Annotated in this window: 20 protein-coding genes, 4 pseudogenes and 1 other annotated feature; of the genes and pseudogenes, 10 read left to right on the forward strand and 14 right to left on the reverse strand. The window is 38.6% G+C overall.

Translation table 11 applies throughout. The features are described 5' to 3' along the window. Positions 1–46 precede the first annotated feature (46 nt). Complete coding sequence (locus AC4CVD_RS11525; protein WP_490753139.1) at positions 47–2,458, reverse strand: FdhF/YdeP family oxidoreductase; 2,412 nt, start codon at positions 2,456–2,458, stop codon at positions 47–49. A 377-nt stretch (positions 2,459–2,835) separates the two neighbouring features. Between AC4CVD_RS11525 and moaA the strand changes: the two are divergent. From moaA to AC4CVD_RS11555, 6 genes and pseudogenes are all read left to right on the forward strand, one after another. Next, positions 2,836–3,842 (forward strand): annotated as a pseudogene (moaA, locus tag AC4CVD_RS11530) (GTP 3',8-cyclase MoaA). Between the two features lie 139 nt (positions 3,843–3,981). Continuing rightward, positions 3,982–4,905 carry a bifunctional molybdenum cofactor biosynthesis protein MoaC/MoaB gene (gene moaCB, locus AC4CVD_RS11535; RefSeq protein ID WP_004695990.1) on the forward strand — a complete coding sequence of 308 codons (924 nt, stop codon included), beginning with the start codon at positions 3,982–3,984 and terminating at the stop codon, positions 4,903–4,905. After that, entirely contained in the window at positions 4,902–6,119 is a 1,218-nt protein-coding gene (locus AC4CVD_RS11540) for a molybdopterin molybdotransferase MoeA (protein ID WP_490753140.1), read from the forward strand. Before moaCB ends, AC4CVD_RS11540 begins: the two co-directional genes overlap by 4 nt. A 140-nt stretch (positions 6,120–6,259) precedes the next feature. Then, the gene (locus AC4CVD_RS11545; RefSeq protein ID WP_126037326.1) at positions 6,260–6,865 is read left to right on the forward strand and encodes a molybdenum cofactor guanylyltransferase; all 606 of its coding nucleotides are present in this window, start codon (positions 6,260–6,262) and stop codon (positions 6,863–6,865) included. 195 nt (positions 6,866–7,060) lie between these two features. Beyond that, positions 7,061–7,312 carry a MoaD/ThiS family protein gene (locus tag AC4CVD_RS11550; protein WP_078389601.1) on the forward strand — a complete coding sequence of 84 codons (252 nt, stop codon included), beginning with the start codon at positions 7,061–7,063 and terminating at the stop codon, positions 7,310–7,312. Position 7,313: 1 nt separating this feature from the next. Further along, positions 7,314–7,781, forward strand: a pseudogene (locus AC4CVD_RS11555) (molybdenum cofactor biosynthesis protein MoaE). A 159-nt stretch (positions 7,782–7,940) separates the two neighbouring features. Here the strand turns inward: AC4CVD_RS11555 and AC4CVD_RS11560 are convergent. From AC4CVD_RS11560 to AC4CVD_RS11610, 11 genes and pseudogenes are all read right to left on the reverse strand, one after another. Further along, complete coding sequence (locus tag AC4CVD_RS11560) at positions 7,941–8,921, reverse strand: tyrosine-protein phosphatase (protein WP_490450461.1); 981 nt, start codon at positions 8,919–8,921, stop codon at positions 7,941–7,943. Positions 8,922–9,883: 962 nt separating this feature from the next. Further along, positions 9,884–10,246: pseudogene (locus AC4CVD_RS11565) on the reverse strand (tyrosine-type recombinase/integrase); the annotation flags it as partial. Positions 10,247–10,285: 39 nt separating this feature from the next. Then, positions 10,286–11,505, reverse strand: a protein-coding gene (locus tag AC4CVD_RS11570) for an IS3-like element ISAba19 family transposase (RefSeq protein WP_490752243.1) whose coding sequence is annotated in 2 segments (ribosomal slippage) — positions 10,286–11,229 and positions 11,229–11,505 — 1,221 coding nt in all. Because the reading frame shifts where the segments join, the coding sequence is not laid out codon by codon here. Continuing rightward, positions 11,114–11,230 (reverse strand) — a sequence feature (AL1L pseudoknot). It overlaps the preceding gene by 117 nt. Positions 11,506–11,555: 50 nt before the next feature. Then, positions 11,556–12,356 (reverse strand): annotated as a pseudogene (locus AC4CVD_RS11575) (Arm DNA-binding domain-containing protein); the annotation flags it as partial. Between the two features lie 88 nt (positions 12,357–12,444). Further along, positions 12,445–12,684 (reverse strand): hypothetical protein, encoded by a 240-nt coding sequence (locus AC4CVD_RS11580; protein WP_490753141.1) that lies wholly within the window; start codon positions 12,682–12,684, stop codon positions 12,445–12,447. Positions 12,685–12,769: 85 nt separating this feature from the next. After that, entirely contained in the window at positions 12,770–13,009 is a 240-nt protein-coding gene (locus tag AC4CVD_RS11585; protein WP_490753142.1) for a hypothetical protein, read from the reverse strand. A 62-nt stretch (positions 13,010–13,071) separates the two neighbouring features. Next, positions 13,072–13,266, reverse strand: coding sequence for a hypothetical protein (locus tag AC4CVD_RS11590; RefSeq protein WP_490753143.1), 195 nt, complete (start codon positions 13,264–13,266; stop codon positions 13,072–13,074). Between the two features lie 72 nt (positions 13,267–13,338). Next, positions 13,339–16,050: a toprim domain-containing protein gene (locus AC4CVD_RS11595; protein ID WP_490753144.1), complete on the reverse strand. Its 2,712-nt coding sequence runs from the start codon at positions 16,048–16,050 to the stop codon at positions 13,339–13,341. 13 nt (positions 16,051–16,063) lie between these two features. After that, a complete protein-coding gene (locus AC4CVD_RS11600; protein WP_490753145.1) occupies positions 16,064–16,243 on the reverse strand; it encodes a hypothetical protein in 180 nt (59 codons plus the stop codon). Positions 16,244–16,246: 3 nt separating this feature from the next. After that, entirely contained in the window at positions 16,247–16,480 is a 234-nt protein-coding gene (locus tag AC4CVD_RS11605) for a hypothetical protein (protein ID WP_490753146.1), read from the reverse strand. Positions 16,481–16,485: 5 nt separating this feature from the next. Then, complete coding sequence (locus tag AC4CVD_RS11610; protein WP_490753147.1) at positions 16,486–16,698, reverse strand: hypothetical protein; 213 nt, start codon at positions 16,696–16,698, stop codon at positions 16,486–16,488. Positions 16,699–16,780: 82 nt separating this feature from the next. Here AC4CVD_RS11610 and AC4CVD_RS11615 point away from each other — a divergent pair, with 82 nt between their 5' ends. Beyond that, positions 16,781–17,131 carry a hypothetical protein gene (locus AC4CVD_RS11615; RefSeq protein WP_490753148.1) on the forward strand — a complete coding sequence of 117 codons (351 nt, stop codon included), beginning with the start codon at positions 16,781–16,783 and terminating at the stop codon, positions 17,129–17,131. A gap of 50 nt (positions 17,132–17,181) precedes the next feature. Here AC4CVD_RS11615 and AC4CVD_RS11620 read toward each other — a convergent pair whose 3' ends face one another. Then, complete coding sequence (locus AC4CVD_RS11620; protein WP_490753149.1) at positions 17,182–17,748, reverse strand: hypothetical protein; 567 nt, start codon at positions 17,746–17,748, stop codon at positions 17,182–17,184. 3 nt (positions 17,749–17,751) lie between these two features. Beyond that, complete coding sequence (locus AC4CVD_RS11625) at positions 17,752–17,949, reverse strand: hypothetical protein (RefSeq protein ID WP_490753150.1); 198 nt, start codon at positions 17,947–17,949, stop codon at positions 17,752–17,754. Positions 17,950–18,285: 336 nt separating this feature from the next. Between AC4CVD_RS11625 and AC4CVD_RS11630 the strand changes: the two genes are divergently transcribed. From AC4CVD_RS11630 to AC4CVD_RS11640, 3 genes are all read left to right on the forward strand, one after another. Beyond that, positions 18,286–19,797: a hypothetical protein gene (locus AC4CVD_RS11630; protein WP_490753151.1), complete on the forward strand. Its 1,512-nt coding sequence runs from the start codon at positions 18,286–18,288 to the stop codon at positions 19,795–19,797. 198 nt (positions 19,798–19,995) lie between these two features. Next, positions 19,996–21,285: an AAA family ATPase gene (locus tag AC4CVD_RS11635; RefSeq protein WP_490753152.1), complete on the forward strand. Its 1,290-nt coding sequence runs from the start codon at positions 19,996–19,998 to the stop codon at positions 21,283–21,285. Between the two features lie 2 nt (positions 21,286–21,287). Further along, complete coding sequence (locus AC4CVD_RS11640) at positions 21,288–22,043, forward strand: DUF4435 domain-containing protein (RefSeq protein ID WP_490753153.1); 756 nt, start codon at positions 21,288–21,290, stop codon at positions 22,041–22,043. Positions 22,044–22,078 lie beyond the last annotated feature (35 nt).

Consider the following 22,078-nt stretch of genomic DNA (forward strand, 5'->3'; position numbering starts at 1 on the left):
AAAAAATGACACCTCTAAATCAGGTGCCATTTCAGTATTGAATCACCTAGCCTGCTCGATTCACGATCTGATTGGCATCTTCAGGATCAACCGCTTGTGCCAAGTTGAAATGTTCAGGCGCTTGGCCTGCATGCAAAATCACAGGCACGCTTTTCGAAGCTGGTATTTTGGCGTATTTATCATGGCTACTAAGTGCAACCAATGGATTGGTCTCCGGATAATAGGCTGCAAGGCTACCCCGTGGAATGTTATACGGTACGATACGGAAGCTTTGAACCACACGTTTAACACCATCCGAATAAATACTTTCGATATCCACCCATTGATCTGCAACAAAACCAGCCGCAGCGATATCTTCTGCATTCATAAACAAGACACGGCGCTGACCAAATACCCCACGATAACGGTCATCGAGTCCATACAAGGTTGTGTTGTATTGGTCATGAGAGCGTGTGGTCATTAGGGTATAGACTTTGGCCCCTGTATATTGTTCAGCGTATTTATTCTCTTTATCGGCATACACTTCAGCCAACGGCGTAATTAAAAACTGTGCCTTGCCTGCAGGCGTATTCCATACATGCTGATTGGCTGGATGCTCTAAGTGAAAGCCACCCGGCTGATAGACACGTGCATTGAAATCATGGAATTCATCAAACACATCTTCAATCGAATCGCGAATACGGTCATAACTTTCTACATACCATTTCCACTTGATATCACTGTCTGGTAAGACGGCTGCCGCCATACGCGCCACAATGTCAGGCTCTGAAAGTAGATTCTTAGAAGCAGGCTCATTACGCCCTGCTGAAAGATGTACATTACTCATGGAATCTTCAACACTGACTGCCTGCGGCCCATGCTGTTGCATATCAACTTCGGTACGGCCCAAACAGGGTAAAAGTAATGCCTCTTTACCACAAACCAAATGGCTACGATTCAGCTTGGTTGCAATCTGTACTGTTAAATCACAACGACGTAAGCCTTCTTGTGTATACGGTGTATCTGGAGTGGCAACAGCAAAGTTACCACCTAAACCAATAAAAACTTTTACATCACCTTCATACATCGCCTTAATGGTATCCACCACGCCAAAACCATGTTCACGTGGCGACTTAATGCCGAATACTCGGTCCAGACTATCCAGCAATTTTGGGCTTGGTCGTTCATTGATCCCCATAGTTCGGTCGCCTTGCACATTACTGTGCCCACGAATCGGAGCTAAACCTGCCCCTGGACGACCAATATGCCCTCTTGCCAACATTAAGTTCGCGAGCATATGTACATTCGCAGTCCCGTGTCGATGCTGTGTAATCCCCATACCCCAACAGAAAATGGCCGTTTTGGCATCCAAATACATTTTAGCTAAAGATTCTAAATGCTCAGGGCTAAGTCCCGTATGTGCATGAATATCGGACCATGCAGTACGATCTATTTCTTCCATCATGGCATCGAAACCGACCGTATTCATTTCGATAAAAGATCGGTCAAAAACGCTCTTTTTCCCAGCTGCCAGTGCTTGAATGTCCCATTCACGTAAATGTTTCAGCATCCCAAACATGAGCGCATAATCGCCACCCACGTTGGGTTGGAAATAATAACGACTAATAGGTGTACTGCCATTGGTCATCATCTCAACAGCTGCTTGCGGATCTTGGAAGCGCTCCAATCCACGCTCTTTGAGTGGATTAATGGCAACGATATTGCCACCACGCCGTGAAACTTCACGTAAAGTCCCCAACATCCGCGGATGGTTGGTGCCCGGATTATGCCCAAAACTGAAAATCTCATCGGCGATATCAAAATCTTCTAAAGTCACCGTTCCCTTACCCAAACCAATTGAGTCACGTAAGCCAACACTGGTGGTCTCATGGCACATATTGGAACAGTCTGGGAAGTTATTGGTACCAAAAGCACGGACAAAGAGTTGATATAGAAATGCCGCTTCATTACTTGCACGACCCGAAGTATAAAATGCTGCTTGATCTGGATGATCCAAGGCATGTAAATGTTTTGCAATTAAGGCAAAAGCATCGTCCCACGAGATAGGCACATATTTATCGGTCGCGCTGTCATAGCGCATTGGGTCAGTTAGACGACCTGAATCTTCAAGCAAGAAATCACTTTGTTTAGACAGCCAACTGACCGTATGGGTCGCAAAAAATTCAGGTGTAACACGTTTTGAAGTGGCTTCAAAGGCAACGGCTTTTGCACCGTTTTCACAAAAGTTAAAGGCATGTGCATCTTTCTTTTCAGGCCATGCACATCCTGGGCAGTCAAAACCCGTGGGTTGGTTAATATTGAGAAGCGTAATCGCACCTTTTTTGAAAACTTCCTGTCTTTTCAAGTTTCTTGCAACACTTAATAATGCGCCCCAACCACCCGCAGGATTGTTATAAGGCTCTATTCGTGCATAGCTGGTTTCTTCATCGTCATGCTTTTTATCTTCAGTGTTTTCCATCTCACCGCCCTCAATATTTATCTTCGGTAAAAAGTTCTGCAATGATCAATTCACTGTTCGCTTTGCTCATTCTTGCAAGCGATTTGGATTGCTCATCCCTTTTTTATTGCTCTTTTCTTATTCATCATGTCTACGTTTCTTGGCAAAATTCCAAAAACACTTCTGATCAAAAATATCACCCTTTTGATATGCAATTTCAATAGATGAATTATTACAAAAGGCAAAGACTTGATGGATCGTGTTCGAGGAACACCAACTCATTTTTTGAAAATGAATGAACTAAGCGACTTCAATACTCCCTTTGATCTTTAAAATAAAACATTTCATACTCTCGTTTATAAAAACTAAATCGTATGTAAATACGAGGTGGAGCGACTATGGACGGTTCGATGACTACACGCTTAGAACATAGGTCAGCACAACTGATCGATCAATTTGGCCGTCATAAACATAAACTCCGAATCTCACTGACAGATCGTTGTAACTTTCGTTGTAGTTATTGCATGCCCGATAGGCCGGAATGGTTGGCCAAAAAAGACATCTTAAGCTTTGAAGAGCTTTTAACCTTTTGTGAAATGATGGTCAGTTAGGCATTCGGCACATTCGCTTAACAGGTGGAGAGCCTTTGATGCGTCAAGGCGTAGTCAATTTTATTGATGCTTTGAATCGGCTCAAGCCACACGGTTTAGAACGTATTTCCATGACCAGTAATGCGTTCTATTTAAACAAGTATGCACGAGCACTAAAAGAAACAGGACTAGATGATCTTAATATCAGCCTCGATAGCATTCATGCAGACACGTTTATGAACATGACTAAACGTCCGATAGCACCAGTGCTCGAAGGCATCGCAGCAGCTCAACAAGCCAATCTGCCGATAAAATTGAACTGTGTTTTAGTCGCAGGACAAAATGATCATGAAGTGCTTGAACTGACTCAATGGGCTTATCAACAGAAGATCGCATTACGCTTTATTGAATATATGCCCTTAGATCAACCTGAGCACTGGCAGCCTCAAAAAGTCATCACTGAAGATGACATTATCCAAACTCTTAAGCCTCATTTTCAGATTCAGAAACAAGCCAGACAACATGACCCTGCAACCATTTATCTGCTTAATGATCAGTACACATTAGGCATTATTTCCACCATCAGCAAACCATTCTGTCAAAGCTGTAACCGTTTACGTATCACTGCAACGGGAGAGCTTTTTACCTGTTTATTTGCCAATAAGGGAACACCGCTGCGTCATTTACTTCAACAAAAAGATCCCGCTTTATTACAAGCCCAGATTCTGAACGCGGTATGGCATAAAAAAGCAGGGTTTATTGAACATCAGCACGCCCCAACGCGCAAAATCAGTATGCATGCCATAGGGGGTTAATTCACGGGTTAATTTTGAGTTTGTCAGTCATTCGACTGTATCCGCTTTTATTTTTGTGTTATCTAAATACGTCATAAACTTTTTCTCTTGATCGAACAGTTTCACGTTAAATCAACACTTCAATGTTTCGGAATACTTTATGAAAAACGTTGGCATGAAGCCAGAAAGCTATCGCGTTGCAACTGCAAGCTCCGAACTGCTTGCCCCTGCACATTGTTTACAACTTCTTGCCGACGGCAATACCGAAAAAGGTGATGCTCTCAAAACAGCCCGCATTGCTGGGATTTTAGCCGCAAAACGCACCGATGAACTGATTCCGCTGTGCCATCCGCTACCTATTTATCGTGCCGATGTCGATTTTGAACTACTTGTCGACCGTGTGATTATTCGTGCAACCGTTGAAACGATTGGGCCAACAGGTGTAGAAATGGAAGCGTTGACCGCTGCCAGTATTGCGGCTCTCACCATTTACGACATGCTCAAACCCCATTGCGAACCGCATGAGTTGATCATTCAGCAATGTAAACTCGATCTGAAAAAAGGCGGAAAATCACACTTTAAACGTCATTTGCGTCAGCCTGTTTCTGCGGCAGTATTGGTTCTATCAGATACCGTTGCCGCAGGGCGTAAACCAGATACTGCTGGCCGCTCCGTCGTCGAGACCTTAACCGAAGCTGGTTTTGATCCAATTCACTATCAAATTTTACCTGACGAAGCCGATCAGTTAAAAGCATTGGTCTTAGAGCTCACTCAATCTTATGCTTGCATTATTACTGTAGGCGGAACAGGCATCGGCAAGCGTGACATTACAGTAGACACACTTGAGCCTTTACTTGAACGTGAACTCAATGGCCTGATGGAAGCCGCACGTGCTTTCGGACAAAAACGTACCCCTTATGCTGCTATGTCACGTGGCGTTGCAGGTTTTATCGACCGTTCATTGGTGATTACCCTTCCGGGCAGCCGTGGTGGTGCAAGTGAATCTATGGCAGCCATTTTACCGGCTTTGGTTCATATTTTTGATGTCTGCCGTGATCTACCGCATCCGGGAGGTTATGAATGAGTTGCTCTGGCGTTGGTTTAATTACACTCGATCAAGCTCTTGAACACTATAGCGCCGTCCAAACATTGCCTGTCATTACTTTGCCTTTAGTACAGGCGCATCAACATGTTTTAGGGGCAGATGTTGCATCAACAGTTGCCTTGCCTCTATTTACCCAAAGTGCAGTTGATGGCTATGCGCTGCGCTCTGAAGACTTGCAAGCTGGAATTACCAGCTTTGAATTAGTTGGTGAAATTCGTGCAGGTATTGAAGAACATATTGAGATTCAAACAGGACAAACCGTTCGTATTTTTACTGGGGGCAAACTGCCAAACTCAGCAGATACTGTGGCTCGACAGGAAATTATTACGCGTGGCCATAAACAAGCGACTCTAACTCAAGCTTTGGACAAAGGCGCAGACATTCGTTATCAAGGTGAGGAGTTATCCATCGGGACAACACTTGCGCAACAAGGCCAGCATTTAGGCAGCGGTTTAATTGCGGCACTCAGTATGGCGGGTGTTCAGCATGTCGAGGTTTATCGCCAACCTAAAATTGCAGTGCTTATTACTGGTGATGAAGTCAGTACACAACTGGACAATCAATCTAAAGTATTCGATGCCAATGCCCCAATGATCCTTACTTGGCTTAAAGAACACGGTTTTGCTAAAGTTCATTTAGAGCATGTGATTGATGATGAGAAGTTACTCACACAAGCGCTCTCGAATGCCATGAATCATTATGATGTAGTTATTACTACAGGCGGTGTTTCGGTTGGAGATTATGACTTGATTCGACCTGTTTCAATGGCTTTAGGTGCAACAGAGATTTTCTGGCAAGTTGCACAAAAACCGGGTAAACCACTGTATTTTGCTGAATATCAAACAGACCATCATCATTGTTATTTGATTGGTTTGCCTGGGAACCCTGCTGCTGTGCTCACCTGTCTTGCTGTACATGTATCGACATTATTGGCGGCTTTACAGGGGGTTACGTGTCCTGCACCCGCGTGGAAAAAAGCTCGCTTCAACGACAGCATTAAACAAGACAGCCGTGAGCAACTGGTTCGCATGGTATTAGACGTCAACGAATTTGGACAATTAACCGTTTCCAAACTCGGCAAACAACAATCCCACATGCTCAGTAATTTAAATCGAGCCAATAGTATAGTTCGAATCCCTGCTCGATCTGATGCCCCTGTAACATTGGACTATGTCGATTTCATCTCGATCTAAGAACATAGATTGGATAGTGATATCAACCAAATACTTTTTTGCACACGGTCTAAGGCTTGGACAGCTTTGTCTTAGACCGTACATCTCAATATTGAACGATCATTATTGATATCCTTACACACGGATGTTAGGTCAAGATCATGCAAAACTACCCAGCAACAGCACTGGTGATTTTAGCGGGTGGGAAAGCCACACGAATGAATGGAGTCAATAAGCTTTTGCAAAGATTTGACCATGAAATCCAGTTGTTAAAAATATATTCAGCTTTTGATGGAAAAGTTCAGGACATATGGATCAATAGTCATCGCGATTATGCACAATATAGTGAGTTGATTCCTGATATTCGCTGTTTCAAAGATAATAGCGCTGGTTTTTTAGGGCCTTTAATCGGTATACAAACGGCATGGTCATATGTGCAGGCTGATTATATTTTATTTATCCCGTGCGATATTACCAACATTCCACAGGATATATTGCCGCGCCTACATCACACATTAGAACAACATCCTCGCTCTTCTGTTGTCTACCTGAATATCAATGGACAAGCGCTCTACCCTTTTTGTTTGTTAAAACGCAGTAGCCTAGAAACCTTAAATAAACATTTGCACCAACAACAGTTCAGCTTAAAACACTGTTTCAACGATCTGTCGCCACAAACTTTAGATATTCAAAATGCACATTTGACTTACCACAGCCTCAATTCATTTGAAGAAGTGCACGATTACCAAAATTCATTAGACTCTTAGTCCAGTCATATCATTCAAACCGTTCTGTCATAGATAGAAATAGCCACATCTATAAGAAAAATAGTGTTTTATTTGTCTGTACAAACTGACTTTTCCATTTTGATGATCAAATTAAATAATGCTAAAGTGAATTAATAAATATTCAATAAACTGAAGACAACAAACTATTTTTAAACCCGTTTTGACAGAGGCAACATGCAGGACATTCATATCAAAATCGAGGCTTATGGTGCAATTGAAAAGCATCTTCCTGTCGAACTTAGCCTGAGTTGTGTGCCGAACAGTTTAATTGCTGATGTACTTGATCAAATAAAAATACGTTATCCATCTGCTTCTGACCTGCTGGAACGCTGTGTTTGTGCGATTGGTGAAGATATTGTGGCGCGTCAAAGTCGATTAGTACAAGATAGCACCTTGGTATTACTTTCACCCGTTGCCGGAGGCTAAGATGTTAGAGTTTGCTCGTATTCAAGATACTGCTCTCAATTTAGAGGATTTTGACGGCATTCAAGCATTTCCTGAATGCGGCGGAACAGGTATTTTTATTGGTACGGTTCGAAACCATCATGAAGGACGCACGGTTCAGGCACTGAAATATACATCTTATGCACCTGTTGCCGAAAAGATGATAAGAACGATTGAACAAGAGATACAAGAAAAATATGCGCTTCGCTATGTTCGGGTTGTACATCGGATTGGTACATTAGACATTGGTGATAAAGCTATTATTGCCATTGCGTATGCTCCACATCGCTGAGAAGCATTTCAGGCCTGTGAAGAAGCGGTTGAGCGTGTTAAACATGAAGTGCCAGTTTGGAAAGAAGAGTTTTATACCGATGGAAGCAGCCAATATGTTGCAGGCTGCTGTATTCGCCAAGACTATGATGAAAAGCATGAACAACACCATCATCACTAGAAATACTTGCATCCATTGATGCTAAAAAGCAATGAAACTCTTTAAACGAAAATAATGGGAAATCATCTATCGCAATCTTCAAGTTTAGTTTTCCCAGTCAGTCCAAAGCCCTCTTCTACTTTGGGCTTTGAACTCGGATGGCGTTATTACGGCTTGATATTATGAAGCACTTTTTGATTTATAGCCGACGAGCATCTTTTCTTTCAACTTTTCAATATCTTCATCCGATAAGCCCAAACCTTCTGTCGCATACTTATCAATACTGCCATACACTTTGATGACTTCATCGAATTGTGCTTTAAAGAATTCTTCACGCACATCAAGAACTGGTCGATATATATTAGCGGCTGCTTCACCTTGGGTGTTGACCATATATTGATACGTCGCATTGACACGGTCTGCGGTATACGCATTTGTTAAAAGATAATCTTGTAAGACATCGTCATACTTCATACCGACCAATAACTGAATCACAGCGGTAACCCATCCCGTACGATCCTTGCCTGCTGTGCAATGATAAAGCTGAACACCATCTGTATAAATTAAACTATTAATCACTACTCCGAAACGTAATTGAGTGCCTTTATCATGCGCAGCCATATTCGCCATTGAGCTATTAAAAAAATTGATCATATCTTCAGCTGTAGCAATTCCTTTCGGTACATCACTCTCTTTTGAACCAGCAATATTTACCATCATAATATTAGTATCGGGACTTAAAATATCTGGGCTTTTTTCTCTTTCAGAATTGGTTCTCAGATCATAGACGGTCTTAATTTCCAATGTTTTAAAGGTTTCTAAGTCTGTTTCATTTAATGGCAAATAGTTCGATCGATAAATCACGCCTCGTCTTAATTTCAAACCATCAGCGTTAACATAATTGCTTGAAATGCTATTTCCTGCAATATCACGAAAGTTGTCTGCTGTTTCAATTGTAGGTGTATCTGCCAAATATAAACTCGGATCATCCGTAGTATTTGCCGGATTATCAACGACGGTGTTATTAGCATTGTTTGATGAGTTTGAATAACGACTTTCCTCACCACATCCTGTAAGGATAAGCGTTCCTACAAGTAATGGGATAAATAAACTTTTTTTAAGACAAGAAACTAAAAGGCTTTGTTTAGTACTGACGTCCATGGTCTTTTACACATCTGATTTACGGAAGTCGTATTATTGTTAGAGCACATTACATTTACATGAATAATCAAGAATAAAACATAAGCCAATATATTAATTTTTATAGTATTTATCTCAAAATAAAATCACATTAGTGACATAAATCACAATTTAATACACATCAACCCGCGTAAGTGACTGGATGGAATACTTTAATCATTTTGTCATTTTTTATGATAATCAAATGCTGCGCCGAACACGATTTGTTATAGCTAGACCAGTACTAAGCACATTGTCTTATCAGTTCATGTAATTGCATCAATCGATACTAAAATTTTGCCCATATCTAAAAATACACGGGCTTCCATATGCTAACGCATGCACTAAATTTTTAATATTTTGCCTTGGAAAATAAAATTTTCTAAGCTTTAAGCGTACAAAAACTGATTCAAACCAATTACTTGTTCTATATAAATTCGATCAATTTACGTCATATACGGTAACAGAGTCGCCATGATTAGTTACAACACTTAGATTTATTGCAAATAGCTAGTGTCGTCATAGAGCAACAATAAACATTTAAATTGTTGCAAGAAATATAACGAAGGTAGCTTTGAGTGAAATGAAAATAGAGCTTAAAACTGTATTTTTAATATAGCTTCAGAAAGGAAAATAAAAAAAATGGTGCGCTCAGCGGGACTCGAACCCAAGATAATTTTATTGTTTTGATCATATAATTTAGTGACTTAGCAAACAGCACCCCTTGAAATTCGCTTAATATGGGAATGGAATGCATAGAATCACGCTTTCTCGCATATTTTGGCCAGGGGATTTAAAGCTGGTCTTTTAAGGAAAACTGGCTAATTAGACCTATAAGTTGGTATGGAGTAATAAAGTAAGGAACAAAAAAAAGTGCCTAGAGAATTAGGCACTTAGATAATTAACTGAATGTAATAAATAGAGTAATAATAAAGTAATTTAAATTACTGGTTAATGTAATTATTGATCTTGGTTAGATAGTCTGGGATGTCCTCTGCAATCAGTTTTCCATAATGTTTATAAATCATTGAAGTATCACTATGGCCAAGCTGGTCTGCGATCCACTCCGGTGGCACTTGGCCAGATGACAATAACTGGCTTGCAAAGGTATGTCTGCCCTGGTTAATTCCACGGTATCTAACATTTGCTTTCTTTAAATGCCTTCTCCAGATGTATCGCAGTTCGTAATAGTTAAATGGTCGGTCATACTCTTTATTAATCCATACAAAATGCAGCCGTTCCTGTTTATAGGTTCGATTATCACGTTGCAATACATTCACCACCTGGCTGTAGCGATTACCAGTAACTGAACCGTACCGGGTTTGTCGGAGATTTTTTTATTTAAGTTAGGCCACCTGACCTAACGGGTTAATCTTATCATAGTACATTGCTTCAAACTCAAAAGGCGATACATAACCCAGTGCACTGTGTACACGCTTTTTATTGAACCAATATACCCAGTTTAGTGTCGCAAGTTGTACATCTGCTAAACCTTGCCAATCTGCTTTTAAATATTCAATCACCTCTGTTTTGTATAAGCCATTCACCGTTTCAGCCAGAGCATTATCGTATGAATCACCAGTTGTACCGACTGATGCTCGTAAATTTGCAGCTTCTAAACGATTGGTATAGCGAATAGAAAGATATTGAACACCTCTATCTGAATGATGAATCACATTCTTAGGCATACCTCGATCGTGCAATGCTTGCTCCAATGCATCGAGCACCATATCTGTATTCATCCGTGTAGATACTTTCCATCCAACAATTGCTCGTGAGAACACATCAATAACAAATGCGGTATATACCCAGCCTGAATGAGTTTGAATATACGTAAAGTCACCCACCCATAGTTGGTTTGGATGATCAGCATTAAAATTACGTTTCACTAAATCATCTGCCCGTTTTTGGTCATCTCGGTTACGAGTAGTTTGTTTATTCTTACCACGCCAAACACCTTGTATACCTAGCTTTTGCATCAATCGAGCAACTGTACAGCGTGCAATAATATAGCCTTCACGTTTTAATTTTTGCCAGACTTTACGTACACCATATCGACCTGAACTTTCCTTCCAAATTCGTTTAATTTGTTCAGCATGATGCAAGTCATGTAAATCTCGTTTCGCTCGATGTTCTGGATTGTCCGCGAGATCTAAAGTCCGGTAATAGGTTGAAGGTGCGATAGGTAAAATTCTACAAATCGCTTCAACACCATATCGATCTTTATTGTTATGGATAAAATCCACCATTATTTGTGTGGGCGGTCGAGCTCCGCCTGGGCGAAAAAAGCGGCTGCTTTGCGTAGAATTTCATTGGCACGTTTTAATTCTTTAATTTCACGTTCCATTTGCTTCATTTTTTCTTGGTCAGATATCTGTTGTACTTTGGCAGGATTTAGTTGATCCAGATGCTTTAAATACCAAACACGCAATGTTTCAGGAGTACAACCGATTTTAGGAGCAATAGCTGTGATTGCTGCCCAAGTAGAAGGATAATCTTTTTCAGATTCAATTAGTAATTGAACCGCTCTTTCTCTGATTTCAGGGGTATATTTTAATTTTGTCATCGGGATAGTTTCTCAGAATATTGACTCTCCGACAAACCCGGTACGGTTCAAACTGTATATTCTTTGCGTAAAGCCTGAATGGCTGGCTGTAATAGCTTAATTTCGCGCTTTCTGCGTCGATTCTTGGTGACCTTATACAATCCTTTCACGTGGTTCCGATTAATCTGAATTGTGCCCTTTTCGAGATCTATATCTTCCCAGGCAATGGCTATCTGTTCTGAAATAGAAAGACCGGTCCAGAATACACATGGCAGTAAATTTTGAATATCTGAGGAAGATATTGTGGCCAGAATGATAGATATTTCTGTTTTGGTAAATGGATCCGGTTCAAGGTTGTCCAACTGCTTAATGACAATCGTTTCAAATGGGTTATAAGGGATTTTGTTTTCCTGTCTCCAAAGGTCGTGAATGGATGCCAGCCGTGTAACGACCTCACGAATGGTTTTGGGTGCAAGATATTCTTTTAATTCATTAATCCATTTTTTAACAGCAGCTGTGTCGATGTCTTTAGGATGAGTTTTCCCCCAGCGTGGTGTGACGTGTTTTTTGATGTGGCTGTAATAACCATCGAAAGTACTGGGTGCAACTTCCCAGCGGATCATTTCTTTGTATTGGGTGATGTAGTAGGACATTTGGTTCTTTTTCAAATGTTTTGACTGGGGGAAATGTTTAGCCATGTTAAATTGGTCGAGTTCAATTTCCAGTTTAATCAGACCCGCCAGTTTCTTGGCTTTTTCTGCATTTTCTGGGGTAAATGGCCAGTCCAAAGTTTCTTTTATAGGTGGTTCTGTGGAGATGGGTTTCATCCAAATCCGCATGCTTTTACCACGGATCTCAAGTCCTGCAGACATAGTGATACCTATATTTTGATATTTAGAAGTATTGAGGAATATTGTAGAGAACTGCACCCCCGAGCGGAGGTGCATTAGAGGCGCATAATTAGATAAAAGGAAGGTCTTCAGGTTTATGTGGTTTCGTTAAATCTATATTTAAAGCAATATTTCTGACTCCTGAATTTTGTTCAGCTACAGAAGCTAGACGAATCATTGCCGCGATACAACCACGCGAACCCTTATTAAAAGTTACCCATCCATCTTCGATGCTTGTGATGGTTTCGACTATGTCTGGCATGAAATCATCAATGTAAACCACTTGTTGACCGGCGTGAAAATCACTCATGCTTGCTCTCCAAGCATCAAAATTAGGAAAGTCATCAAACAAGAAAAGACCAGATTCAAAAACAAGGCATTTTTAAAATTAAAGCTCATGAGGTTTGCTTCTGCTCATAATTACTTAAAGCATCTGTACAGGCTTCTTCTGGTGTTGAGCCTTGTCCTCGCAATAAAACTTTTCGGTTCAGATCTTGTTCCCGGGAATTGTTGCAGATCCAAATCATCCATTCTGTGTAACGTGTATAAGCCAACTCAAAGTAGCAGTAATGATTGGTTTGAAGCATTTCTGCATGAATGGCCATAACTTTAGACAAATTCGTTTGCTCAGACATGATCAATCTCCTAAAACGGCAGTACTTGGGATATGGGCCAATACAGAAAGCTGACGGATTACCTAGCGTTTACGGTGTTCAATTTCATATGTCGAAAGCGATTCCATGTTTTCAAACGTTGGGATTCTTTTGCGATTGACATGGCAGAGCACTTTTTTCATTTTGAAAAAGTTTGGATGGATCTGATCCGGTGAAAGTACTGCATTCGAAACAGAAGTTTCAGGTTGAGCATTTTGTAGGTTAGAATCGTGTTGCATTGGTTCGTTCTCCGACGAGGTGGTGTTAAGCACAGCTTTGAGTTGGCGCTCTAGGCTGTGCGACTTAAAAAATTAATCTTTGTTTGAGATTGGTTTTTCAAAAATCCAGCAGCGTTTGGTTGAGCTGGTAATTTTGCTTTGAATGGCTTTATTGGCTTCAATAAAGCGGTAGTGGAAGCTGTGTCGTAGGGCATTTTGAAGTTCATTTACGTCTGGTAATGAATAGCGATAATCCGCTGCGACCTTGTACAAATGAGCAAAATTGATGGCGAATAAATCCGATTTTGCCGAGTGATTGACCACACTTTCTGCATGCTGCGGATTTGTAATGGCATCTTCCATTTCTTCCACAGTGTTCCAAAAGTTCTGAACAATGACTGAATCAGATTTAAGGATCTTGTCGCGGTTTTGAGCCATTGCCAGTAATTCGGCATGTACCTGTTTCTGGATCTGCTCCGGGACTTCAATAATGTGCTGACACATTGCATCGAATAGCGCCATAAGCTGGGCATGGTTATGAACCACACGTGAACTTTGGATGTTGTGCTGTTCCTGATGCAAAAATACATCGTGCTTTTGCAGACTAAGGTTGTAGGTTTCCAGTACTGCTTTTTCTTTGTTTAAACACTGCAAAATAAACTGACTGACATTTTCATGTTCGTATTTTGAAAGTCTGCGTGATGCATAAAGGCTGTTTTTAGTCAGTTGATCCTTAACAAATCCCACATGAACAATACGTCCCATGATGGCTTCAGATGCTAGAACCGGTGCATTTTGACTGATGACCAAAGTTCCCATAAATGGAGGTTCATAAGTTTCATTCCCGCCATTTTTTACGCCTTGCGCACCCAGTGAACCACCGTCATACAAGGTTTTGCACATATCCCAGTTAAACTGTTTAGAGGCGCTTTCCCCTTGACGATCTGACTCAATCAAAATGACTGGCAAGTTTGAAACCTGTCTAAAAGTACGTGTTAAGCCGGCTTTTGATGTTTTGGTTGGATCGACCCCTTCATAATTGATACGACCAAACAATTTCCATAAAAACTGCAGTAATGTTGATTTACCGGTACCTGGTTCTCCGACAATTTCTACAAAGGGGAAAGATTTATGTGTTTTACGAATCTGCTGTGCATACAGGCTGCCGAAAAATGTCGTCAGCGCAATGAGTCCTTTAATTCCGTAGGCTTCAATTAAGTCCTTGGTCCATGCATTTTGGTATTCAGCCTGATTTGCATTGATATCTAGGGTAAATGGTGCACGACTTTTTAAATTGATGTTTTTAGGTAATTCAAAATAGTCTTCATTGTTCATTTTGAACTGTTTGCCATTTTGGTATGCCAGTTCACCCAAAACATAGGTTTTCAGTTCGTTGTGATAGCCCACATAGTTAATGAGCTGGACACGTTTAATGTCCTCAATCCATTTTTCCAATAAACGGTCGAGCTGTGTACCACTACCTGTGTAAACTACACCCGGTGCAACCGCCAGCAAGCGTTTTTTAAACTCTGATGCTGCAGCAAGCTGTGAACCGGTGAAGGTGTTTTTTACAGAGTTCTGATTGCGTGGAAAGTCGATATTGAAGTAATACCAAGCTTCGTCGGTTTCATCACTGTACTGGTAATACAAAGCTGTCGGTTTACAGTTCACGATTTTGGTGACGTTGGCTGCTGCATGCAGTGCTTTGTCACGACGATCTGCCTGTTCCTTTTCTTTTTCTTCTTCCAGCCAGTCTTCATTGTCGCCTTCAAAATCGATATCTTTTAAGTACTGGTCGTACTTGTCATTATCTAATTTGAACCAATAAACCTGATTGTTAAAATCGAAAGGAAAGGTTTTATTGCCACTGCGCTTGTAGATAAGTATTGCTTTATCCACAGGTTTTTCGGCTATAAGCAAGGCACCATAGTACTTATAGGTTTCAAGGTCGGAAAATTTTAGGCGATCCTGTTTATAAAGATCATTCCAGTCTGTTTTACGTCCTGAAGATGGGGGCAGTGCAGCTTCACATTCAAAACCGTCAGCAATTGCCCTTTCGATATTTTTAAAAATACCGTCGTGCCCTGCCTTGTCGTTGTCAAAGGCCCAAACGAGTTTTGGTAAAGGCAAATTACGTTCAGCACATTTCTGTGCAATGTGATTTAAAAATATGAAAGGGTAATAACCTGAACCTGCTGATAAACAGCTAAAACTGGTAATCCCTGATAGCCATAAGGCAATCGAGTCGAATATACCTTCGGTAATCCAGATTTCTTTAGATTCGATGTAGTTGGTATTTGGTGTAAGCCAAGAATGCCCTTGTGACTTCCAGCCTTTTTGGTAGGTGGTTTTAGGCAATACACCCTGTTCATCCAGAATGCGTTGCCACCAGCCATGGTTACCTTCTTCATCTTTAATAGAGAAACGTAAAGTGATGGATCCAATCTGTGTGTCGTAGTCTTTATAATATTCCTGAGAATAAAGCCCCTTCAGCTTATCGATTGGTAAACCACGGCCTTCAACTAAATATGCATCCACCGTTTTTGTTGGATTTTCTGCAGTTGGGGTGAAACGTTTTTCCCATTTTTCAAATAGGTCTGGATAAAGGTCACGAATATAAGTTGTTTCGCCACATTTGTTGTTACGTGGGCAATGAATCACCCAAGGTGATTCAAGGCTGGTCCATGCTTCTTTTTGAGAACAGGTTGGGCATTTGCCTAAACGCAACTTATCGCCACGTTCTTTAAATTCAAACTCTTGTTTTAAACGATCGACCACTAGAGTCTGAGTTTCTGGGAACATCATTTACATAAACTTCCTAAAACAAATGCCGTTTACTTTTCAGTTCTTGCCCCGCCAGTTTTGCAAGCATTTCCTGAATGCGCTGTCGGGCCAAGAATTCAATTGTTTCTTCAATACTTTCTAAGCCAAGTAAGGCTTGTACTTCCTGTACGATTTGTTTCTCTTGATCTGTAAGAGAAATATCCTGATTCGGCATAGTTCAGCTCCGTGAAAGGTGATCTGATGCGCCTTGTTTTAGATAAGTTTCTAAATTAAATTCTTCGCGAGTATCTTCAGCGATCAGTGTGGTTAGGGCTTGTTTCATAATCATTTGTCTAAGAATGACGCCCACATTGATGCCTGTTAAATTGGATACAGCAATAAATAAATCGGCTTCGCTGTCTGTTAAGTTGACGTTGTAACGGTTATCGCGTTTTTGTTTTTTAATGTTCATCGAATTTAGTCCTCTTTTTTTGCATTTAAACAGTTGGTGTGGTTTTTGCCCTGAAAATAAAATTTGGCGATAATGCTGGATTGGCTGAGTTGGGTTTTTTCGGCAAGCTGCTCAATATTTTTTGCTTCCTGTTTGGGAAGATAGACAACAAAACGGACTCTGCCGCCTTCTAATTTTTTAGAACGGCTTCCAGTAGTAGGTGAAATTGATGTGCTCATACAGTATCCTTAGAACATAGTGGTATGCTATAGCCCACTATAGCATAAATATTTAGTCTTACAATATTTAACGGTGAAATATATGTCCGAAAACTATGACGAGCTGTCAGCCGTTATTTCTGATCGTTTTAAATCGGAACTTGAAAAGAATAAATTTCGTGCAAAATCACTAAGTCGAGATATTGGCGCGCATGAAAATACGCTGGGGAATTATGTTCGAAATGGAAAAGTGCCAGACCAATGGGTGTATTTGGCTAAATTGCATGAGCAAGGTATAGATATTCGTTATGTGTTGCTTGGGATTGACCCAGATTTTAGTGGCCTTACCAGTGAAGAAAGTGTCTTACTCAAAGCGTATAGACAATTGAGTCCTGAAGCACAGAGTGCACTCCTCGGTTTAAGTAAGGTTTATGCAAAAGAATCCGAAAAATGATGACCTTTCGGACACAAAAAAGCCCACATTACATTGTGGGCTTTTTTTGATTAATCCTCTAATTTTTGCTGAACAATAAGTAACTTTTGTTCGATATCCATGAGTTTATACATGAGGTCATTGTTGTTATAAATGACATCTTTTTCTCCATTTGATGCTTCTAAAGAATTTCTCCAAAGACGGATTGATGCTAACGCCATATCTAAATTTAACTCTGCGTCATGATCTAAAGGTTTCATATCTACACCTGTGGCAATTTGATTTAATTGAAATTGCCAAACACGGACTTCCGAGTTGTTCCAGATGGGGCTTGTTACGATATGTTCTCCCTTAAACTTAGGATAAATAAGATCATTTAGCGACTGTTTCAGGATATCAACATCTATATTTTTAGTTGAATGTTCACTTTTTGACAGTTCTGCAATTAAGTCATTTACCTGGTCTGGACATACCGATAAATGTCCTTTAGCCGTGTCATGATTAAATGAAAACTGCGCTGAAACACACTGGTCGATTAACTCAAAAAGTTTTTCACACAGAAGTTGGCTTTTAGGGTTGGTTGCCTGAACACGCGGTGCAATAGGTACGTATGGAATAATGTTGTCGTTAATATTCATGATTTAGCCCACCATAAAAAGAATAGGTGAGATCAGCAGTACTGCGCAGAAAAACGTGAAGGTTTGAAAGATGTTGATGCGAAGTTTTGAATGTTTTTGCTTTTTTTGACGTTGGAGATAGGCGTCTAGGTCGTAGATTGGAGTGTGCTCGCGAACTTGAGCAAAATTTGAATGTGCACGGGCTTGAATCTGTCTTTTCATGACTAGAATTCCTTTGAGTAAGTTTTAACAAAACCTACCGCCATTCTTTCCACGGAATGGTGGCAGACCGACAGGGGTGGAAATACCGTACTCAAAGAAACGGCCAGCGCGAAGCTGCCCTGCCGATCTACCATAGAGAAGTCTATATTAGATCAGACATTTTTTTAAGCAAAAAAAAGCCGCATAGAGCGGTATTCATTTGCCCTTTGAGTATGTTTAACAGGTTTCCACGCCTGTACGCAGATTTTGCTGCGTAAATCTATATTGCCGATAGTGTGCTGTTATGTCAAGATACCGTCACTTTATTTTTATAAGTTTTTGTTTTTGGGGTGATTTATGATTGAAAAAAAAATGGGAATGGAGACTCATTATAAAATCGATAATGTTTATAATTTCATTACGGAATTGAAATATCTTACTGAAAATATTAACAATCACTATAATCACCTAACAGTTAAACAAGATAATTTTAATGAAAAATTAAAAGATTCTAGAATAAATATTTTAAGTAAAAATATAGATAAAATTATTAAACAAAAATTTGAAACTTGTTTATCTCTCATCAACTCAACATTATATAGTTTAAATAATATTACAGCTGATGAAATGGATCTGATTAATAATGACGAAGAATTAAACAGAATAAAATCTGTAAATTTCATCGAAATAATAAGTAGCATCGATTCAAAAACGGCTTTAGCAATAGATAAAATTAATGAAATCTTATCTGAATCAGAAAATGAATTACAAATATTAGAAAATGATTTAAATGAACTGAATTTAATTAAAGAAAAAATTACTGATATTATAAAAAACTACACTGAATTTTTATCCAATTTATATAACACTGCAAACAATAAAATTTTATTAAATTCGCAATCTTTTAACAATTACTATTTAAAAAAATTTGAACAAGACACTTCACTCATCCTAAAGAAATATCAAAATTCAGTTTCAAATATTACTGAAAAGTATGAAAATCAGTTTCAAAACTTTATTTTAGATCAAGATAAAGCTATTAAAAGTACTAACTTATTATCAAAAAGTGTCAATGATGGATTAAAAAATTTAGCAGAATTAAATGAGCGTACACAAAATATTGAATTAGAGTTTTCTAAAATCCTCGGAACTGAAACTGAAAAAGTTAAAAATGATTTAAATAGTTCTAGAACCGAACTAATGAAAGTTATTGATGACGTTAAAGTAGAGGCATCTACGAAATTAAATACGGTAAATATCGAGGCAAATACAAAGTTAAATTCAATAAATACTGCACATACTGACTTTATTAATTTAGTGGAAAAAGCAGGAATCTATGAATTAACTCAAAACTATAAAACTAAAGCCGACGAAGAAAAGAAAGATTACAAACTCAATATGTGGCTTACCATTGGAGCCATAGCTCTTGCTATCATAGCTACAATTGCAGTTATTACTATTCCTATAGTTGAGCACTGGAAAGCTAGCCCCCCAGTAGCTATGGATTACTTTACACTGTTTGCCAGATTATCTATTTCAATTATGTTCTTTGTTCTGGCTCTGTACACTTCTAAACAAGCAGCAAAGCATTATGAATGTTACCAAGAAAACCATCGTACTTTTTTACAACTCGCTGCACTTGAACCATTTATGACTCGAATGTCGCATGATGAGCAAAAGGAAATTCGTAAAGGGCTTATTCCGAGTTATTTCAATCAAGGTTTAGATGGTAAGTTTGCAGCTAAAGGTGATGAAGTGGACATGGCCATGATGTTCACTTTCATGGATAAGCTGTCAAATTTTGGTCAGAATAAGAAAGATCCAAGAGTTGTTGATAATCCCGCTACTGAAACTAAACCACAAGTTTAATTAAATTCTTAGGAAAGCTAAGTTGGTGCTTACTTTCCTATTTTTCAGCTTGTCGATAGTGTGCTGTTATGTCAATATACCTTTTCATCAAATTCTAGAAATACTTTCATGCTGCGACATCATTGGTCATCCTAAATTTTTACTGATTCTTGTTTATGTATATAATTCACTAATGTTTATAGGTCTCCTCGACGTATTATGAAAATTAAAAAATTAGAAATTAAGGGTCTTCATGGAAATCAAGAACCGCTTATTTTAGACTTTAATGATGATTTAAATATTCTTTCTGGGCGTAATGGTGCTGGAAAAACCACTATTTTAAAACTCATGTGGTATCTCATCAGTGGTAACTTTGATAAAGCAGTTGCAGAAATTAAGTTTGATTCTGTTGAATTAGAAACTGATATTTATACATTAATTATAGATATTGATTTTAGTAATAAAAATACCCCGTTTAAGAGCAATTTAAAACTTAAAAAATCGAATGTTTTAAAAAATTTTGAAGCTGATGAAGAGCTTACAAATTTAATTAGAACTAAAAAAACCTCTGATATTACTTGGTATCTTACACAATATATTGAATCATCATTTTTTATGCCTACTTTCAGAATGATTGAAGGTGGATTTACAACTGAAAAATATGATATCAAACATGATCTGATAAAAGAATTTTATTTAGATATTAATAAGGATAACAATTATACGGATACAGAGTTTGCGTTAAAAAAAATATCAAACAACCTATCAAAACAAAAGCATAAGTTTCTTATCAGTATATCAGCTAAGGATATTGATACTTTTTTAGTAAAAAAATATGCAGAAATAATGAAAAAGGTAAGTTTCCTTCAGAATGAAAGTCTAAATCTTTATACTAAAAAACTTACTTTGATGTCAAAGCAAGATTTAATGAATCCAGAAAATCAAGAAGTTTTTAAAACTTTGAATAAAAAAATTGAATTGCTAGAAGCTGAAATCAATACATTAAATAAGCCATTAGATAAAATAAAGTCTGCTATTACGGATTTCATGCCATCTTTTGATATTGAGTTTGATGAGAAAATTTATTTCAGACTTAAAAATTCCATTTCCGATAATATTAATAATGCAGAAAATATATTTGAATATAAAATCGATACAGATGTAAAGCCAGATTTTGATATTGATTTTGATGATTTTGATTTTGATTTTGATTTTGATGATCTTGATGAAGATAGAGAAAATAGTTTAACGATTAATAATCTCTCTGCTGGAGAAAAGCAACTATTAACTTTTGTTGCTTATAATATTTTCCATAACGACACGATTTTCTTTATTGATGAGCCAGAATTAAGCCTTCATGTTGACTGGCAAAGTAAACTCTTTAGTTTATTAAAAGAGCAAAACCCTACAAATCAATTTATTATCAGCACACACTCTCCTTTTATATATAGTCTTTTCCCAGATAAAGAACTCATTATTGACTCGGATAAAGGTTGTTCGGAATTCTAATCATGAGTAAACCAAATCCCTTTACTGTTCCAGTGATTATTTCCACTATACAAAAAGCAAAATCGGGAAAATATGTTGTAGTTGAAGGTGTAGATGACATTGTTGTTTATAGAAATTTAATAACACTTTATCGAGCTAAAGGGATTAAAGTCTTAGCAGCTGGAGGAATAACCAAGGTATTAGAAGTTTTTGAGGCTCTTAATGGGACTCTACATCTAGATAAAGCGATTTTTATTGTCGATCAAGATTCCTGGATTTTTTCAGGAATTCCATCTGAATACCAACACCATAGAATTATCTGTACTGGCGGTTACTCGATTGAAAATGATGTATATCTTGATAAGCAACTTGAAACTCTTATGCAAGGCACAGGCGTTTATGCATCATTTCAAACAGATTTACAGATTTATTTAAACTGGTTTGCTTTAGCAATCACTCGATTCTGCACAGATAATAATGCATGTGGTGAAAAGTTAGATATTCATCCCACTAATTTTTTTGAAAATCAGATTTCAATAGATACACATCTTGCGTTAAAAAATGGAGAAGTTTTTCCTCAGCAAACTTATGATGATTTATTGATAAATTATGCATTAAAATTTAGAGGAAAATGCTTATTGCCTTTAGCTGTTCGGTCTTTAGGTCAACGTTCAGGTGGAGCTAAATATAATACAAAAGCCATAATGGAAGAAACTGCGATTACAGGACGTGGCGTACATCTGAATCGGATATTTTCAGAAGTTGAACAGCTGGCCTAACAACCCCATTCTTCCTAACTTGATGAATAACCTGT

The sequence above is a fragment of the Acinetobacter sp. LipI_23 genome (assembly GCF_058243045.1).

What these genes read in the sequence shown, in the direction of transcription:
- AC4CVD_RS11560 (WP_490450461.1), bottom strand. Translation starts at nt 8,921, where the DNA reads ATGGACGTCAGTACTAAACAAAGCCTTTTAGTTTCTTGTCTTAAAAAA.
- AC4CVD_RS11605 (WP_490753146.1), bottom strand. Translation starts at nt 16,480, where the DNA reads ATGAACATTAAAAAACAAAAACGCGATAACCGTTACAACGTCAACTTA.
- AC4CVD_RS11590 (WP_490753143.1), bottom strand. Translation starts at nt 13,266, where the DNA reads ATGCAACACGATTCTAACCTACAAAATGCTCAACCTGAAACTTCTGTT.
- AC4CVD_RS11610 (WP_490753147.1), bottom strand. Translation starts at nt 16,698, where the DNA reads ATGAGCACATCAATTTCACCTACTACTGGAAGCCGTTCTAAAAAATTA.
- AC4CVD_RS11595 (WP_490753144.1), bottom strand. Translation starts at nt 16,050, where the DNA reads ATGATGTTCCCAGAAACTCAGACTCTAGTGGTCGATCGTTTAAAACAA.
- AC4CVD_RS11630 (WP_490753151.1), top strand. Translation starts at nt 18,286, where the DNA reads ATGATTGAAAAAAAAATGGGAATGGAGACTCATTATAAAATCGATAAT.
- AC4CVD_RS11635 (WP_490753152.1), top strand. Translation starts at nt 19,996, where the DNA reads ATGAAAATTAAAAAATTAGAAATTAAGGGTCTTCATGGAAATCAAGAA.
- AC4CVD_RS11545 (WP_126037326.1), top strand. Translation starts at nt 6,260, where the DNA reads ATGCAAAACTACCCAGCAACAGCACTGGTGATTTTAGCGGGTGGGAAA.
- AC4CVD_RS11600 (WP_490753145.1), bottom strand. Translation starts at nt 16,243, where the DNA reads ATGCCGAATCAGGATATTTCTCTTACAGATCAAGAGAAACAAATCGTA.
- AC4CVD_RS11620 (WP_490753149.1), bottom strand. Translation starts at nt 17,748, where the DNA reads ATGAATATTAACGACAACATTATTCCATACGTACCTATTGCACCGCGT.
- AC4CVD_RS11625 (WP_490753150.1), bottom strand. Translation starts at nt 17,949, where the DNA reads ATGAAAAGACAGATTCAAGCCCGTGCACATTCAAATTTTGCTCAAGTT.
- moaCB (WP_004695990.1), top strand. Translation starts at nt 3,982, where the DNA reads ATGAAAAACGTTGGCATGAAGCCAGAAAGCTATCGCGTTGCAACTGCA.
- AC4CVD_RS11640 (WP_490753153.1), top strand. Translation starts at nt 21,288, where the DNA reads ATGAGTAAACCAAATCCCTTTACTGTTCCAGTGATTATTTCCACTATA.
- AC4CVD_RS11580 (WP_490753141.1), bottom strand. Translation starts at nt 12,684, where the DNA reads ATGAGTGATTTTCACGCCGGTCAACAAGTGGTTTACATTGATGATTTC.
- AC4CVD_RS11585 (WP_490753142.1), bottom strand. Translation starts at nt 13,009, where the DNA reads ATGTCTGAGCAAACGAATTTGTCTAAAGTTATGGCCATTCATGCAGAA.
- AC4CVD_RS11525 (WP_490753139.1), bottom strand. Translation starts at nt 2,458, where the DNA reads ATGGAAAACACTGAAGATAAAAAGCATGACGATGAAGAAACCAGCTAT.
- AC4CVD_RS11540 (WP_490753140.1), top strand. Translation starts at nt 4,902, where the DNA reads ATGAGTTGCTCTGGCGTTGGTTTAATTACACTCGATCAAGCTCTTGAA.
- AC4CVD_RS11615 (WP_490753148.1), top strand. Translation starts at nt 16,781, where the DNA reads ATGTCCGAAAACTATGACGAGCTGTCAGCCGTTATTTCTGATCGTTTT.
- AC4CVD_RS11550 (WP_078389601.1), top strand. Translation starts at nt 7,061, where the DNA reads ATGCAGGACATTCATATCAAAATCGAGGCTTATGGTGCAATTGAAAAG.